This window comes from Streptomyces lydicamycinicus, from assembly GCF_000829715.2.
Classification (GTDB): Bacteria; Actinomycetota; Actinomycetes; order Streptomycetales; family Streptomycetaceae; genus Streptomyces; species Streptomyces lydicamycinicus.
Genome location: NZ_BBNO01000011.1, coordinates 168,095 through 184,093 on the forward strand (window position 1 = coordinate 168,095; position 15,999 = coordinate 184,093).

The 15,999-nt window shown below is 71.8% G+C and carries 11 protein-coding genes; 3 read left to right on the forward strand and 8 right to left on the reverse strand.

Annotation, left to right across the window (positions count from 1 at the left end; genetic code table 11):
• Positions 1 to 94 precede the first annotated feature (94 nt).
• The 3 genes from TU31_RS33630 to TU31_RS33640 are packed head-to-tail and all read right to left on the reverse strand — an operon-like array spanning position 95 to position 6,419.
• The gene (locus tag TU31_RS33630; protein ID WP_078886097.1) at positions 95 to 2,017 is read right to left on the reverse strand and encodes a helicase-associated domain-containing protein; all 1,923 of its coding nucleotides are present in this window, start codon (positions 2,015 to 2,017) and stop codon (positions 95 to 97) included.
• Positions 2,018 to 2,031: 14 nt separating this feature from the next.
• Complete coding sequence (locus TU31_RS33635) at positions 2,032 to 3,480, reverse strand: SWIM zinc finger family protein (RefSeq protein ID WP_042161772.1); 1,449 nt, start codon at positions 3,478 to 3,480, stop codon at positions 2,032 to 2,034.
• Positions 3,477 to 6,419 (reverse strand): SCO1167/SCO6262 family helicase, encoded by a 2,943-nt coding sequence (locus TU31_RS33640; protein ID WP_245698955.1) that lies wholly within the window; start codon positions 6,417 to 6,419, stop codon positions 3,477 to 3,479. The genes TU31_RS33635 and TU31_RS33640 overlap by 4 nt, the downstream gene beginning before the upstream one ends.
• 498 nt (positions 6,420 to 6,917) lie before the next feature.
• Between TU31_RS33640 and TU31_RS33645 the strand changes: the two genes are divergently transcribed.
• A complete protein-coding gene (locus TU31_RS33645) occupies positions 6,918 to 8,462 on the forward strand; it encodes a UvrD-helicase domain-containing protein (protein ID WP_042161774.1) in 1,545 nt (514 codons plus the stop codon).
• A 46-nt stretch (positions 8,463 to 8,508) separates the two neighbouring features.
• Positions 8,509 to 8,823: a DUF6343 family protein gene (locus TU31_RS33650; RefSeq protein WP_042161776.1), complete on the forward strand. Its 315-nt coding sequence runs from the start codon at positions 8,509 to 8,511 to the stop codon at positions 8,821 to 8,823.
• A 446-nt stretch (positions 8,824 to 9,269) separates the two neighbouring features.
• Here TU31_RS33650 and TU31_RS33655 read toward each other — a convergent pair whose 3' ends face one another.
• From TU31_RS33655 to rpsA, 5 genes are all read right to left on the reverse strand, one after another.
• Positions 9,270 to 9,689, reverse strand: coding sequence for a tetratricopeptide repeat protein (locus tag TU31_RS33655; protein WP_042161778.1), 420 nt, complete (start codon positions 9,687 to 9,689; stop codon positions 9,270 to 9,272).
• A gap of 474 nt (positions 9,690 to 10,163) precedes the next feature.
• On the reverse strand, positions 10,164 to 10,625 hold the full coding sequence (locus TU31_RS33660) for a cupin domain-containing protein (protein ID WP_245698956.1): 462 nt from the start codon (positions 10,623 to 10,625) through the stop codon (positions 10,164 to 10,166).
• A 23-nt stretch (positions 10,626 to 10,648) separates the two neighbouring features.
• Entirely contained in the window at positions 10,649 to 11,239 is a 591-nt protein-coding gene (coaE, locus tag TU31_RS33665) for a dephospho-CoA kinase (protein ID WP_042161781.1), read from the reverse strand.
• 439 nt (positions 11,240 to 11,678) lie between these two features.
• On the reverse strand, positions 11,679 to 12,632 hold the full coding sequence (locus tag TU31_RS33670) for a PAC2 family protein (RefSeq protein WP_042161782.1): 954 nt from the start codon (positions 12,630 to 12,632) through the stop codon (positions 11,679 to 11,681).
• Positions 12,633 to 13,205: 573 nt separating this feature from the next.
• Positions 13,206 to 14,726: a 30S ribosomal protein S1 gene (gene rpsA / locus TU31_RS33675; RefSeq protein ID WP_033271630.1), complete on the reverse strand. Its 1,521-nt coding sequence runs from the start codon at positions 14,724 to 14,726 to the stop codon at positions 13,206 to 13,208.
• A 376-nt stretch (positions 14,727 to 15,102) separates the two neighbouring features.
• On the opposite strand from rpsA, the gene TU31_RS33680 reads away from it, so the two are divergent.
• The gene (locus TU31_RS33680; protein WP_042161783.1) at positions 15,103 to 15,924 is read left to right on the forward strand and encodes a class I SAM-dependent methyltransferase; all 822 of its coding nucleotides are present in this window, start codon (positions 15,103 to 15,105) and stop codon (positions 15,922 to 15,924) included.
• The last annotated feature ends 75 nt before the right edge of the window (positions 15,925 to 15,999 follow it).

Genomic DNA, 15,999 nt, shown 5'->3' on the forward strand with positions numbered 1-15,999 from the left:
TATTCACCGCGGGTCGGCCCCTGGCTGGCTCGCCGACGGTCGCCGAGGAGGCTCACCGGCACCATGTACGGCGGCGCACCCCTCCGCCAACAGGTCACTCCCCGTCGGTCTTTGTGGCCTCTTGGCGTGGTGCCGGGACTCCCAGGAGGCGGTGGGCGAGGGCGAGTGGCGCCCGGTGGTCACGGGTGGGGGTGGGTGCCGTGGCACGGTGGGTGGGGAGGCGTTCGACGGTCGTGGTGCCGGTGTCGGATTCCAGGGTCGGGGCGTAGCCGGCGGCGCGCAGCGCGTCCAGGGTCGCGGCCGGCGGACGGGCGCTGACCAGAACGGTCGGGGCGATGGCGCGCAAACCGAGGTCGTGCAGCGCGCGGTGGGCGGCGAGTTCCTTGACGAGGGCCTCGTCGTCGGAGCGGATGCAGCAGGCGGCGGGCAGGACGCGCATCAGGCCATGGGCGCGGGCGGTGTCCTGGATGAGGTAGTCGAGGGGCTGCGGCAGGGTGCCGGTCGCCGAGGCGCGGGTGAGGTCCGTCAGGAGGGTGTCGGCGGTGTGGCCGGTGTCCAGTGCGCGGCGTACGGAGGCGGGGGTGAAGCGCCAGGTCACGGCGTGGTCCTCGGATTCGCGGTCGGCCGCGGAGGTGAGCAGGGCGGCGAGCGCGGCGGCGGGGCGGCCGGGCACGACGACGGTCAGATCGGCCTGGAAATGGGCCTGTTCGAGGAGCGGCGGCAGCAGATCGGCGAGTGGCCGGTCCAGCGACCGGGGGTCGGTGAGCAATGCGCGGCCGAGCGGGGTGAGGGTGCCGTGGGCGACGACGCCCAGGTAGGCGGCTTCGTGGAGGGTGTGGGCGGCGCGTTCCCCGGCCATCGGCTGGTGGGTGACGGCGAGGGGGCGGTGCCAGTCCGCTGCCCGGAGGAGATCGTTCCAGTGGGACCCGCTGCCGGCCTCCTGCTCCGGGGGTTCGGTGAACGGCAGTGCCGGCAGGGGGGATCCCGCACCGTAGGGGACGGCGGCCAGGGCGGCGAGGAGGGCGTGCCGGAGGGCGGGCGCGTGCCGGTCGTGGCCGCGGACCAGCGCGGTGGGGGTCTCGCCGAACGGGGTGTGGGTGGGGATGTCCCACAGCCCTGACCAGGCGGCCAGGACGGGGGCGAGGCGGGCGCCGGGCGGGCGGCCGAGCCAGTCGTCGTAGGCGCCGGTGGGGAGCGCGGTGATGCCGGACGGGGTACGGGTCAGCGCGATCAGGTCGGCGGCGAGCGCCAGGTCGAGGAGGAGGCGGGTGTGCGGTTCGGTGGCGCCGGCCGCCTTGGCCAGCCGTTTGATCTCCCGTACGGCCAGCCCGCCCGACTTGCGCAGCGCGGCGGGCTGCGTCGCCAGGGAGGCCAGCAGGCGGTCCAGGGTGGCGGCGAGGGTTGCCGCGGCGGCCCGGGATTCGTCGTACGGCGAGGTCGGCGGGACGGATGCGGCGGGTGTGGCGGGGTCGTCCGGGGTGGGGCGTGGGGCGTCGGCGAGGAGCGGTCCGGGGTCGTGGGCGGCGAGGAGTTGCGGGGTGCGCGGCGGGACGACGATCGCGCCGTCCTCGGTGGGCGCGGCGAGCCCGTCGTCGTAGAGGGCGTGCAGGGCTGTCTCGGCGGCGGTGCGGGTGCGGCCTGGCAAGGTGGCGCCGAGGGCGGCGAAGACGTCTTCGGGCGGGACGGGTTCGGTGGCCAGGTGGGCGAAGGACAGCCGGTGCGCCATCAGGGACTGGTAGTCGGCGCCCGGGGCGGGGGCCGCGGGGCCGGTGGCGGCATTCCGGGCGCGTTCCTGGCTGATGCGGGCGGCGGCGATGAGCACCTGGAGCCGGGGGTGGTCGAGGTGCAGTACCAGTTGGTGGAGGGTTTCGTAGGACCACAAGGCACTGGCCAGGCCGCGTAGTTCGGTGGGGGCGGGCCGGCGGGCGAGCGGCTCGGCATGGCGGGTGAGGAGTGCGGCGAGCTGTTCGGGGGTGCGCCGGGCGAGGGACCGGGTGAGTGCGTCGAGACCTTCCACGGCGTTGAGGTTAGTCATCGTGCGAGCAGGGCGGTGAGGGCGCCCACGGGGTCGGGGTCGGCCGGGCCGGTGGGCCACCAGTCCTCGGTGCCGGGCTCGGATTCGTACGGATACCAGCGGTGGTCGCGGCCGAAGCGGAGCTGGATGCCGCGGTCCGGGTCGGTGAGGTGGTTGTGGCGCGGGCGCAGGGACGGCAGGTCCGCGGCGAGGAGGGCGCTGCGGGCCCGGTCGAAGTCGCCGGCCGGGGGGTTCCACGTGGTGTCGAGGAGGGTGAGGCCCTCGGGTCCGCCCTGCCGCCATGCGGCGACGGCACGGGCCACATCCGTGGTCGTTCGGCCGGTCGCCGCGGCGAGGTCGCGGTAGAGGGCCCGGGTGGTGGAGGTCAGGCCGGCGGTGGGGTGGGCGGTGGCCGTCAGGCGGATGGCGTCCTCCCATGGGGGCAGTGACGGGAACGGGCTGCGGAGGTCCGGGCGTCCGGAGCCGGGGCTCGGGGGCGCGGCGGCGGTCACGCAGGCGTGGGCGCGGGCGGCTGCGTCGGCTGCCAGGAATTCGAGGGCGGCGGGGTCGAAGGGCAGGCCGTCGCCGTCCGGCAGGGCCGGTGGGTGGCCGGGCTGTGGGGGCGCCGGCAGCGGTGGCGGGAGTGGTGGCCGGAGGCGGTCGGCGAGCGCCACTCTGGCCAGGACACCGTGAGAGGTGGACGTCGTGCCTGGTACCGCATGCTCGCCGGGGACCGCCTCAGCGGCCGGTCCGGGGGCGGCAGTTGGCGTCACCGGAGGGGCCTCGGCCCCCTGGCGGTGCGGGGGCGGCGAGGTGGTGGCGACGGTGTGCGCGCGGGCTTCGTGGGCGGTACGGGCGGCGTTGCGGCGGGAGAGGTCGTCGAGGAGTTCGCGTTCGCCGCGGCCGCGCATCAGCAGCAGTACGAACGGGTCCGCGTCCAGGAGGCGGGCCACCTGGAAGCAGAGTGCGGCGGCGTGCTTACAGGGCCTGCCGTGGTCGGGGCACGAGCATCGGGGGACGAGGTCGCCCGGCCCGGGGAGGAGAGGCGTCTCACCGTCCGCCAGCGCCCGGGGCAGCTTCTTGGCCAGCAGGGCGGTCAGTTGGTCGGGCTCGGCGGCGATGGCATCCAGGAGGCCGTCCCACTCCTGGTCGCTGAGGGTCCGGAGGCGGATGTCGGCACTGTAGGGCCGGGGCCTGCTGCCGCGTACGGTGGCGACGATGCGGCCCGGGGTGACGTTGATGGTGTCGACGTGGCCGTCGCGGGCGTACGTACGGCCGCGGGCGAGCCGGGCGCTGTCGAGGGCGGTGGTCTCCAGTGCGTCCAGCCAGGCGCTGCCCCACCAGGATTCGGCGAACAGTCCCCGGGCACCGGGCCGGAGCGGCAGGGGTGGGAAGGTACGGGAGCGGTCCGCGCGGGCCAGCCGGTCCGCGGCGGCGGCGCGCCCGGAGGTGCGGCGAGGGTTCATCCGGGCCTCCTGAGGGAGACGAGGTCGGCCAGTTCGGCATCGGAGAGCTCGGTGAGCGCGGTCTCGCCCCCGGAGAGCACCGCGTCGGCGAGCGCCCGTTTGGCGGTGAGGAGTTGGGCGATGTTGTCCTCGACGGTGCCCTCCGCGATCAGCCGGTGGACCTGGACGGGCTGGGTCTGGCCGATCCGGTAGGCGCGGTCGGTGGCCTGCTCCTCCACCGCCGGATTCCACCAGCGGTCGTAGTGGATCACATGTCCGGCGCGGGTCAGATTCAGGCCGGTGCCCGCCGCCTTCAGGGACAACAGGAAGACCGGGGCGTGCCCGGCCTGGAAGCGGTCGACCATCTTCTCCCGTTCGGCGACGGGGGTGCCGCCGTGCAGGAGTTGCGCCGGGATGCCGCGAGTGGCCAGGTGCCGTTCGAGCAGCCGCGCCATGCCCACGTACTGGGTGAAGATCAAAGTGGCGCCGTCCTCGGCGAGGATGGTGTCCAGGAGTTCGTCGAGGAGTTCGAGCTTCCCGGAGCGGGCGGCGAGACCGGGCGCGGCCTCCTTCAGATACTGCGCGGGGTGGTTGCAGATCTGTTTGAGGGCAGTGAGCAGCTTCATGACCAGGCCACGGCGGGCGATGCCTTCGGCGGTCTCGATCCGGGTGAGGGTCTCGCGGACGACAGCCTGATAGAGCGCGGCCTGTTCGCGCCCCAGTGCCACCGGGTGGTCCGTCTCCGTCTTGGGCGGCAGTTCGGGCGCGATCCCCGGGTCGGACTTCTTACGGCGCAGGATGAACGGGCGCACCAGCCTGGCCAGCCGCTCGGCCGCCGCCGGATCCTCGCCGCCCTCGACCTCACGGGCGTGCAGTGCGCGGAACGTCTTGAGGGGCCCAAGGAGCCCAGGAGTCGTCCAGTCGAGGAGGGCCCACAGCTCGGAGAGGTTGTTCTCCACGGGCGTGCCGGTGAGGGCGATCCGGGCGGGGGCCTTGATGCTGCGCAGTGCCCTGGCCGTCGAGGAGCGCGCGTTCTTCACGTGCTGGGCCTCATCGGCGACGACCCAGGCCCATGACCGTCCGGCCAGCTGGGTGGCGCTGCTGCGCATCGTCCCGTAGGTCGTCAGCACGAAGCCGCCGTCGAGGCCGTCGAGGCTGCGGCCGGCGCCATGGAAGCGGCGTACGGGCGTACCGGGGGCGAAGCGCTCGATCTCGCGCTGCCAGTTGCCCAGCAGGGAGGCCGGGCAGACCACCAGGACGGGGGCGCTCGGCCGCCGGTGCCGATGGAGCGCGATGACGGTGAGGGTCTTGCCCAGGCCCATGTCATCGGCGAGGCAGCCGCCGAGACCGAGGGAGGTCATGGTGTCGAGCCAGGCCATGCCCCGTAGTTGGTAGTCACGGAGGGTGGCTCGCAGTCCGGGCGGCTGGGGCAGGGGGCGGGCCTCGGTGGTGAGGCGGCCGCGCAGTGCGGCGAGGGCGCCCTGGGGCACCACCTCGACCTCTTCGCCGTCCACCTCGGCGGTGCCGTTGAGCGTCGCGGCGAGTGCGTCGACCGGCTCCAGATAGCCCAGTTCGCGCTTACGGGCCTTGCGGACGAGCCCGGGGTCCACCAGGACCCACTGGTCACGCAGCCGGACGACGGGGCGGTGGGCGTCGGCGAGGGCGTCCATTTCCGCCTCGGTCAGCGGCACTCCGTCCATCGCCAGCTGCCAGCGGAATTGCAGCAGTTCACGGGTGTCGAAGAAGCCGAAGCCGTCCGCGGCCGAGCCCGGCGCCGGGCGAAGCACCGCCGCGGCGGTCAGGCCGCGGGCGATTTCCCTGGGCCAGTGGACGGAGACTCCCGCGGCGCCCAGGCGTGGCGCGGCTTCCCCCAGCAGGTCGGACAACTCGTCCTCGCCGAGCGGCAGTACGTCGGGGACCGGCCGCTCCAAGAGGCGGGTGAGCGGGGCCCAGATGCGGGCCGCGCGGCGCAGAGCGAGGAGAGTGTCCACCCGGGAACGCGGCCCGAAGTGGTCGGGGCCTTCGCCTTCCCACAGCTCCCGGGCATCGGCGACCAGGGTGGGGTCGGTGAGGCTGTGCACCTGGAGGACGGCGGCGGCCGCACTGCGCTCCTCGGTGCCGCCCGCCGCGCTCTCCTCCACCCTGTCGAAGAGCTTGTGCGGGGCGAGGTCGAGGCGCAGGGAGAGCCGTACGCCCGCGTCGACACCGGCCGCGGCCTCGGCGGCCCATTCCCGGGCACGTGGAAGGTGTTGGGGCGCGCTCGCGGCGAACGGGGCGCCGGCCACCAGTCCGGCGGCGGGTGTGCGGGGCAGCACGTCGATGACCGCGTCCACATAGAGCCGTACCAGGACCGCGGGATCGGTCACCTGAAGAGGACGGCTGCCGGGGATCGGCACGGCATGGGCCTCGGCGGGCATGGCGGCGGCGACGGCCCGGAGGTGCGCGATGTCCTCGGCGTCGAGCGGGCCGGCGCGCCAGGCGTCGGTGTCCTCAAGCGTCAGCCCGGGCAGCATGCGGCCGCGTGCGGCGAGGTGCAGCGCATGCAGGGTGGCCGCACCCCAGCAGGCGGCGGCCGGGTGAGCCGTCGGGTCGTGCCGGGCACGGACCAGCAAGGGGACAGCCTCGGCTACCGGAAGCAGGACGGCGGGGACCGTACGACTGCGGGCGCCGTTCCCGTGACGGCGGGCGACGGTCAGCGTCCCCTGCTCGGCGGCCCCGTCCCCGCCCCACGCCCCTTCGTCGCTTCCCCGTTCGGCGAGATCCGGGAGCGGCCCTCCCTCAGGACGCCAGAAAGCGATCTTCCCTGCGCGTGGCGGCTGGGCGGGCAGGAAGACCACGGCACAGCCGGCCAGGGCGGCCTCGCCGATTCCACGGCCCTGCCCCGTGCCCCCGGGCAGGACAGCGGGCGAGCCGTCCGGCAACCGGGTCTCCCCCGCTGCCGTCTCCCACCGCCTCGCCATTCCATCCCCTGCTGCCTGGTCGCTTGCCTGGTCGTTCCGCCCCGGTCGCGGCACCCTCCGAGCCTGCCGCGCCCGCCCTGCTCCTACGCCGACCTGCGAGTCTACGGTCGTATCCACTGCGTCTCCCGCCCCCTCTCCCGCGTCTGCGCCTGCCTCCGAGAGCGGCGGGCGATGAATCACCGGTCACCCCGCCCTCGGCTCCGCCCCGTCGCGACACGCGCCCGGCGCCATGACGGAGACAGCGAGCGCACCGCCTACCGCCCTCGGTCGGCCGACAGCAGCCGTGCGCCCGGGCCTCCGGCGATCGTGCGACCGCCGCTGCCTGACCCCGATGGAAGCAGACGGCACTGACAACGCCCTCCACCTGCGCTTTCTGCACATCGACCAGGGTTATCCACAGCCCACGAAAATCTCCTTGCCCGCACCCCGAAATCCGCTACGGTGAGTGACGTCATCACTCTCAGTAATCAGTCAAACCAAGATGAGTGAGGAGCCCTCATGCACACCCCCACGCACGAACAAACCGCCGCGACGGAGGCCTTCCCGACCGGCGCGCATCTCGTGATCCAGGCCGGCGCAGGGACCGGCAAAACAACCACCCTCGCCCTGCTCGCCCGCACCGCCCGGCAGCAGGGCCGGCGGGGCCGCTACATCGCCTTCAACAGAGCTGTCGCCCGCCACGCCGCCAGGGCCTTCCCCGCCGAGGTGGCCTGCGGGACCGCCCATGCCCTCGCCTACACCGCTATGGGCAAGGACTACCAGGCGCGAATGAAGGCCCCCCGGCAAGCGGGATGGCGCACGGGCGCGGCCCTGGGCATCGACGAAGAAATGTCCTTACGCCTCGGAGCACGCAAGGTCACCAACAGGGCGCTCTCCCACACGGTCCTGCGCACCGTCACCCGCTTCTGCCAGTCGGCCGACAAGGAACTCGCACCACACCATGTTCCGCCCCTGCGCGGAGCCGAAGCCGAGCCACTGCGTGCCCGGCTCGCCGAGCTCACCCTTCCCTACGCACGCAAGGCCTGGGCCGATCTCCAGCATCCCGGTCACGGCGCGGTCCGCTTCGAGCACGACCACTACCTCAAGATGTGGGCGCTGCGCGATCCCGTCATCCCGGCGGACTTCCTGCTCCTTGACGAGGCACAGGACACCAACCCCGTGGTCGAGCAGGTCTTCACGGCCCAGCGCGACCACGCTCAGCTGGTACTGGTCGGGGACTCCGCCCAGGCCATCTACGGCTGGCGCGGCGCACGCGACGTGATGACCGGATTCGACGGCAGACAGCTCAGCCTCTCCCACTCGTTCCGTTTCGGCCCACCGCTCGCGGCCGAGGCCAACCGCTGGCTCACGATCATCGGCGCACCGATCCGGCTCACGGGTTCGCCCGGTCTGGAGACGGAGTTGGGCATGGCCCGCGCGCCGGACGCGGTCCTGTGCCGGACCAACGCGGGAGCGATGGCGGAGGTGATACGGCAGCTGGACGCGGGCCGCCGGGTCGCGCTGACCGGCGGCGGCGAAGCACTCGGCGCCCTTGCCCGTGCCGCCCACGACCTCGAATCCGGGCGCCGCACGGCCCACCCCGAGCTGATGCTCTTCGAGACCTGGGGCGAACTACGCGAGTACGCGGAGTTCGACCCGGCCGGACGGGACCTGCTGCCCCTGGTGGAGCTGGTCGATGAGCACGGCACCGAGGCCCTGCTGTGCGCCCTGGACCGTCTCTCCCCCGAGGACTCCGCCGAGGTGACGGTGTCCACGGCTCATAGGGCCAAGGGCCGGGAGTGGGCGCGCGTCCGCATCGCGGACGATTTCACCGGCCCCGAAGATCTCGATGAGCTCGACGAGGACGGAACCCCGGTCCCCGGCCCGATCGACATCGACGAGGCGCGCTTGGCCTACGTCGCCGTGACCCGCGCCCGATCACTGCTCGACATCGGCGGACTCTCATGGATCAACAGCCACCCCGCCGGCGACCCACGCCCCACCACCGACGATGCCGAAGAGCAAAGGGTGAAAAGTAGGGAAAGAGGTGCCAGGGACAGGTGACTGGCTCGTCGACCGGGAGGATCCTGTAGGTGGGAGATGGGTTCCGATGCGTACAGGAAATGAGCCCCTTCATGCACGCAGCCCGCTGAAAATCCGCTGTGGGCTGGCGCTGTGGGGGTTGCTGTGGACGGTCGCCGGAGCCGTGGCCTTCGGCAATGCCGGCAGGCCGGAATGGGCCGCCGCGTGTGCCGCGCTGGCGATGGTGGCGGCCGCGGACCTGGCGATGGTGATCCGCCACATCCGCCAGGGACCGCACTACCAGCCCGGCAAGGACGTACCTCCCTACGCCCCTGACCGAGGCCGGAACGACACGTTCGGTATACGCAACGGCACAGGCCGGAGACGGGGCACCAGGCCGTAGCGGCTACGACGCAGGAGTGCCGAGTCCCCCATACCTGGACGATGCCGCACAAGCTGCGGGGCATCATTGCCAGGCCCCCGGCGCCTACCCGCCTGAGGTCGTCGGGCACGAGTGGTGCGGGAGGGTCCCGGAAGGCCCTCACGACCAGCGCTCCTGTGCCCCGAGCCTCCACGACCGCACGCACGCACGTACGCCTTCGTCAGCCCGTCCCGCTCCCGGCAGGAAGACGGCATACAAGGGAATGGGGACTGCCGGTCGCCGATTTCCCGGGGCACGGGGCATGGGCACGGGGCATGCGCGCGCCGACCGCGGCGCGGTCTGGACTGACAACGCGGCACGTCTTGGCCGCCCGGCACATGGACACATGGCGTAGCGCCCCTGGCGGCGAGCGCAAAACCCCCCGAGGGGAGGGACATTGACGCGGACGCGGGGCGGCCTGCGCCTGACTACTCCTGATCGCCGTCAGTGGGACCAGCATCGCGTTCGCCGTCGCCGTCACCGGTGTCGTGTGCGAAGCGGGCGGCTTCGATGTAATCCGGGCGGGGGTCGAGAGCCGCCGCCAGTCGGAAGTGCCGCAGTGCCTCCTCGGATCGGTCGGCGCGCTCCAAGGTGCGGCCGAGCGCGAAGTGCGCGAAGGCATTGTCCGGTTCGCGCTCCAGAACGATCTGGAACTCGAGTTCCGCAGGACGCAGTTGAGCGGCGAGAAAGAAGGCACGGGCGCGCAGCAGTCGGGCCGCGGTGTTCTCGGGGTGCGCGATGATGACCGAGTCCAGCAGCCGGATCGCCCCGCGCGGGTCGCGGGCCGCCAACAGCTGCTCCGCGGCGCGGAAGTCGATGACATGCGTCTCGGGGCTGCTCTCGGGCACGGCCTTGCTCCTCTCGGTCGCCGTCGGGGCTTCCGTTACCTGTGGACCGTACGGCGTTGCCTGCGGCACAACAATCCCAACGGTCCGGGCATTCCCCCGCCGGCCCGGCCTCAACCGGCGCTACCGGCGCCCCCGCATGAGGCTCACACCGCGCACCGGGAGGAGGGACACCATGGAGCAATGCTCCATCCCCTTCCCCAGCCTCGGAGGTTCCGGAAGCAGACGGCGGGGTGGTGCGAGAGAGAGCAGAAGGGCAAGGAGCGGAGGTTCCGGCCGCTGCGGAGGCGGCACCAGCAGCGGAGGCAGGGGAGAGCGAGGAGACAAAGCAGACGGCATCAGCGGAGGTGGAGGCGGAGGGTGGGAGGGGAGGGGGAGGGGGCCCAGAGCCACACCGCCTCCCTCCCCCAGCCTCCGCATCCCGCCGCCCGGCACCGGGCGCCCGCCCGCCGCGCGTCCGTCCGCCGCATCCCACCCCTACAGGCTGATGTGGTACGCCTTGCGCAGGGTCTCGTGCACGGTCCACCGGGTGCGGTCGCCCTCGCGCAGGACGCAGGCGTCGCCGGGGCCGACCTCCAATACCGGGCCGCCCTCGACCTCGATGGTGGCGCGCCCGCTGACGACCACGAACAGCTCATTGGCCTCGGTGTCCGTCACCACGCCCGGAGTGATCTGCCAGATTCCCCGGATCTGCCGGCCGTCGGGGGCCTCCCACAGCACCTTGCCCGTCACCACCGGCTCACCGGAGACGATCTGGGAAGGGTCCAGAGGATCGGGCTCCAGATCATCGTCCGCTATGCCAGGGATGTTGACCACGAACGATGCCGGAGCCGCGTCCCCGGCGGTGGGGGACGCGGCGGCGGTGCCGGAGCCGGGCTCCGCGGCGAGGTCGGGCTCGATGTCAGCGGTCTTGGCGTCAACGCCGGAAGCAGCAGTCATGGCGGCGAGGGTATCGTCCGGCCTCAGGCGCTCCGCAGGCGCTCCCATACTGCGCGGACCTGCGGTTCCAGCGCCTCCAGCGGTCCGTCGTTGTCGATGACCAGATCCGCGACCGCCAGCCGCTGTTCGCGGGTGGCCTGGGCAGCCATCCGGGACTTCGCCTCGTCCTCCGCCATGCCGCGTAGCCGTACCAAGCGGTCCAGCTGGGTCTGGGGGGCAGCGTCGACGACCACCACCAGGTCGTACAGCGGGGCCAGCCCGTTCTCCGTCAGCAGCGGCACGTCGTGCACCACCACCGCGTCCGGGCCCGCCGATGCTTCGAGTTCGGCCGATCGTGCCCCGACCAGCGGGTGCACGATCGCGTTCAGCGCCTTGAGCTTGCCGGGGTCGGAGAACACGATGCCGCCCAGCTTCGGCCGGTCCAGCGTGCCGTCCGGCGCGAGGATGTCGGCCCCGAACTCCTCGACCACCGCCGCCAGTCCGGGCGTACCCGGCTCGACGACCTCGCGTGCGATCTTGTCCGCGTCCACGATCACCGCGCCGTACGACGCCAGCAGTCGCGAAACCTCACTCTTGCCCGCGCCGATTCCGCCGGTCAGCCCCACCTTCACCATGAGCCCACGCTATACGCTGCGCCCGGACGGCAGGAGACTCCCACTGATTCAGGCGCCGGCCAGCGCAGGCATCAGCCGATGCAGGCACCGGCCAGCGCAGGCCTCGTCCGATTCGGGCACCGTACGGCAGTAGCCTGTCGCCGATTCACGGCCCGGCCGGCGGCTCCGGCACCCGCCGATTCAGACGGCGAACGGCAGGCGACTCCGTCCAATGCAGGCATCGGACGACAGGAGACGCCGGACGACTGGAGACACCGGCCGCCTCAGGCACCGATCGCTCAAGCACCCGCCGATTCAGACCCCGGCCGACAAGAGCCTCCCGCCAATCCAGGCACCCGCCCATGTCAGCACCACCCGGTCCAATCACCCGCCGATACCAGCACCGACCGAGTCAGGCACCAGCCAATCCAGGCGCCAGCCGACTCAGCCGCCAACCGACTCAGGCCCCGCCCGCCCCGCCATCGCCCTCGCGCTCCGCCAGGAAGCGTTCGAATTCCCGGCCGATCTCGTCGGCCGACGGCAGTTCCGCCGGCTCGGCCACCAGACTTCCCCGGCTTTCCGCGCCGGCCACCGCGTCGTACTGATGCTCCAGACCGCTGACCAGCGCGACCAGTTCCTCGTCGCCCTCCGAGATCTGCCGCTCGATCTCCTCCTGGGTCCGCAACGCCTCCGTGCGCAGCGAATGCGCGGCGCCCGGCAGCACCAGGCCGGTCGCGGCCGTCACCGCCTCCAGAGCGGTCAGCGCGGCGTCCGGGTACGCGGAGCGGGCGATGTAGTGCGGTACATGCGCCGCCACTCCCAGGACATCGTGTCCCGCCTCCGCCAGCCGGAATTCGATCAGCGCCTCGGCGCTGCCGGGTACCTGTGCCTCGTCGAAGAAGCCGCCGTGACCGGGCATCAGATCGGTGCGGTTGCCGTGCGGGGTAAGGCCCACGGGGCGGGTGTGCGGGACGCCCATGGGGATGCCGTGGAAGTTCACCGAGAGGCGTACGCCGAGCCGCTCCACGATCTCCTTCACAGCGCTCGCGAAGCGCTCCCACTCGACGTCCGGTTCGGGTCCGGACAGCAGCAGGAACGGAGCGTCGGTGGTGTCCCGTACGAGCCTCAGCTCGATGCTCGGGGTCTCGTAGGCGGTCCAGCGGCTGCGCTCGAAGGTCAGCAGGGGCCGGCGGGCCCGGTAGTCGACGAGGCGGTCGTGGTCGAAGCGGGCGACGACCTCGTTCGGCAGGCCGTCCAGCAGCCGCTCCACGATCTGGTCGCCGGTCTCACCGGCGTCGATGTATCCGTCGAAGTGGTACAGCAGCACCAGTCCGGCGGAGTCCCTGGAGGCAAGCGCCTCGACCTCCGCGAGCCCGCTCGGCTCCCATTCGTACAAACCCTGGGGATCCAACACAGTGACCGCTCCTCCTCGTTCTCATGAGCGGCAACGCACGACCTGGCACAGGCATTCCCGGCAACGGAGATGACCCGGCCCACCGTGCGCACCGCCCGGCCCCACACCAGGCCAGTCCCCCAACGCACCGGTGCCACACACCGACCCCGCCCCGCCCATCCGAAACCGGCTGTTTCCGGCCCCCACAGCCCCACGCGGCCCCATCCGCCCTGCCGCACCCCCAGGCCCCGAAGCCGCACGCCCACGGCAGCCCCCACGCCTCCACCCCCGACGAACGCCACCTCGCCCCGACCCCGGCACCTTCCCCCTCAGAACCATCAACTCCCCCACAAAGGCGGCAAGTTCACTCTCCCTTCCCACCCCAGGCCGAGCCGCCACCAGCCCCCCACGTTCCGTCCGGTTCTCGCCGCCCCCCGCGATCAGCCCCAGCCTCACCCCCACCCACTGCACACCACCGACCCCCACCCCCCAGCACACAACCCCGCCCCGGCCCCGCGCCCCAGACACGACGAAGGCCCGCTCCCCCAAGGGGAACGGGCCTTCGTCTATCGGCTAGTGCCTATCGGCGAGAGCTCAGCTCTGGCCGCCGGCCAGCTTCTCGCGGAGCGCGGCGAGGGCCTCGTCCGACGCCAGGGCGCCGGAGTTGTCCGCCGACTCCGAGGAGTAGGAGCCGCCGCCACCGGCGTTGCCGCCGCCGGCCTGGCCGCCACCCTGCGCCGCCGGCGCCGCAGCACCCTCGGCCGCAGCCTGCTCGTCGGCCTCGCGGGACTTGATGACCTGAGCCTGGTGCTGCTCGAAGCGCTGCTGCGCCTCGGCGTACTGGTTCTCCCACGCCTCGCGCTGGGTCTCGTAGCCCTCGAGCCAGTCGTTGGTCTCGGGGTCGAAGCCCTCGGGGTAGATGTAGTTGCCCTGGTCGTCGTAGGACGCGGCCATGCCGTACAGGGTCGGGTCGAACTCGACCGCCGACGGGTCGGCACCGAAGGACTCGTTGGCCTGCTTCAGCGAGAGGCTGATGCGGCGGCGCTCGAGGTCGATGTCGATGACCTTGACGAAGATCTCGTCGTTGACCTGGACAACCTGCTCCGGGATCTCGACGTGGCGCTCGGCCAGCTCGGAGATGTGGACCAGGCCCTCGATGCCCTCGTCGACGCGCACGAACGCACCGAAGGGAACGAGCTTGGTGACCTTACCCGGGACGACCTGACCGATCTGGTGGGTCCGGGCGAACTGCTGCCACGGGTCTTCCTGGGTCGCCTTGAGCGACAGGGAGACGCGCTCGCGGTCCATGTCGACGTCCAGGACCTCGACCGTGACCTCCTGGCCGACCTCGACAACCTCGGACGGGTGGTCGATGTGCTTCCAGGACAGCTCGGAGACGTGGACGAGACCGTCGACGCCACCCAGGTCCACGAAGGCACCGAAGTTGACGATGGAGGAGACGACGCCGGAGCGCACCTGACCCTTCTGGAGGGTGGTGAGGAAGGTCTGGCGGACCTCGCTCTGGGTCTGCTCCAGCCAGGCACGGCGGGACAGGACCACGTTGTTGCGGTTCTTGTCCAGCTCGATGATCTTGGCCTCGAGCTCCTTGCCCACGTAGGGCTGAAGGTCGCGGACGCGGCGCATCTCGACCAGGGAGGCCGGCAGGAAGCCACGGAGGCCGATGTCGAGGATGAGACCACCCTTGACGACCTCGATGACGGTACCGGTGACGATCCCGTCCTCTTCCTTGATCTTCTCGATCGTGCCCCAGGCGCGCTCGTACTGGGCACGCTTCTTCGAGAGGATCAGGCGGCCTTCCTTGTCCTCCTTCTGGAGGACAAGGGCCTCGATCTCGTCACCGACGGCAACGACCTCGTTGGGGTCGACGTCGTGCTTGATCGAGAGCTCGCGGCTCGGGATGACGCCTTCGGTCTTGTAACCGATGTCGAGCAGGACCTCGTCCCGGTCGACCTTCACGATGACGCCGTCGACGATGTCGCCGTCGTTGAAGTACTTGATCGTCTCGTCGATCGCGGCGAGGAAAGCTTCCTCGTTACCGATGTCGTTGACCGCAACCTGCGGGGTGGTGGCGGTGGTCTCGGTGCTGCTCGTCATGTGGGAAAGGGCTCCGGTACGGACATTGAAGTCGTAGGTACTGCTACGCCGAGAGCCCGTATCGCCTCTGCATAAGCCGGACAGTGTGAAGGGCGAATCTTGGGGAAGCTCGCAAATGCAAAGCATCTGGAACGACCCGAATCGCCTCAAACCGAGGGGACATACATACAGATGCGAGCGCGGCCTGCTCCGTCTGAGGCGCGCAAGCCCGCAGCGCAACTTGTAGCATACGGGGGCAGCCGGACCCGGTCAATGCGCGAACGCGCACACCGGGGGCGGAATACCCCATAACCGGCACACGCGATGTTCCGCGAGGTCGAACGGCCTCACAGTCCCAGCAGCGACAAGCAGAGCAAAGACTACGACGACGGGCGCGATGAACCAAGACCACGAGCCGGAGGCGACCCGCCGTGACGCCTCGGACACCGAAAGCAGCCGGGCCAGCCGTGGGTGGTGGGACCGCAACGCGGACGAGTACCAGAGCGAGCACGGTGCGTTCCTCGGGGACGACCGGTTCATCTGGGGTCCCGAGGGGCTGGACGAGGCGGAGGCCGCGCTGCTCGGGCCGGCCGCCGAGCTGAAGGGGCGGCGGATCCTGGAGATCGGGGCCGGCGCGGCGCAGTGCTCCCGCTGGCTGGCGGCGCAGGGCGCGCTTCCGGTGGCGCTGGACCTCTCCCACCGGCAGCTCCAGCACGCGCTGCGGATCGCGGACGGCGCGGCGGAGGACGCCGTCGGGCTGGTGGAGGCGGACGCCGGGGCGCTGCCGTTCCGCGACCACAGTTTCGATCTCGCCTGCTCCGCCTATGGCGCGTTGCCGTTCGTCGCCGATCCGGTGCGGGTGCTGCGGGAGGTGCGCAGGGTGCTGCGGCCGGGGGGCCGGTTCGTCTTCTCCGTCTCCCACCCGATCCGGTGGGCCTTCCCCGACGAGCCGGGGCCGGAGGGGCTGTCGGTGGCGGCGTCCTATTTCGACCGCACGCCGTATGTGGAACAGGACGAGGCCGGCCGGGCCGTGTATGTCGAGCACCACCGGACGCTGGGTGACCGGGTACGGGACGTGGTGGCCGCCGGGTTCCGGCTGGAGGATCTCGTCGAACCGGAATGGCCCGAGTGGAACACCCAGGAGTGGGGCGGCTGGTCCCCGCTGCGCGGGCATCTGATCCCGGGGACGGCGATCTTCGTGTGTACGGCGGAGTCTTAGGGCTGCCTTTCAGGAGTTGTAGGCGGATCGGAGGCCCGGGGCAGCGGGCCGGGGTGTGGGGCCGGGGCGGCAGAC

Excerpts from the sequence above, each read along its gene's own strand:
- TU31_RS33635 (WP_042161772.1), bottom strand. The coding sequence starts at position 3,480 with ATGAACCCTCGCCGCACCTCCGGGCGCGCCGCCGCCGCGGACCGGCTG.
- TU31_RS33660 (WP_245698956.1), bottom strand. The coding sequence starts at position 10,625 with ATGACTGCTGCTTCCGGCGTTGACGCCAAGACCGCTGACATCGAGCCC.
- TU31_RS33680 (WP_042161783.1), top strand. The coding sequence starts at position 15,103 with ATGAACCAAGACCACGAGCCGGAGGCGACCCGCCGTGACGCCTCGGAC.
- coaE (WP_042161781.1), bottom strand. The coding sequence starts at position 11,239 with ATGGTGAAGGTGGGGCTGACCGGCGGAATCGGCGCGGGCAAGAGTGAG.
- rpsA (WP_033271630.1), bottom strand. The coding sequence starts at position 14,726 with ATGACGAGCAGCACCGAGACCACCGCCACCACCCCGCAGGTTGCGGTC.
- TU31_RS33645 (WP_042161774.1), top strand. The coding sequence starts at position 6,918 with ATGCACACCCCCACGCACGAACAAACCGCCGCGACGGAGGCCTTCCCG.
- TU31_RS33650 (WP_042161776.1), top strand. The coding sequence starts at position 8,509 with ATGCGTACAGGAAATGAGCCCCTTCATGCACGCAGCCCGCTGAAAATC.
- TU31_RS33640 (WP_245698955.1), bottom strand. The coding sequence starts at position 6,419 with ATGGCGAGGCGGTGGGAGACGGCAGCGGGGGAGACCCGGTTGCCGGAC.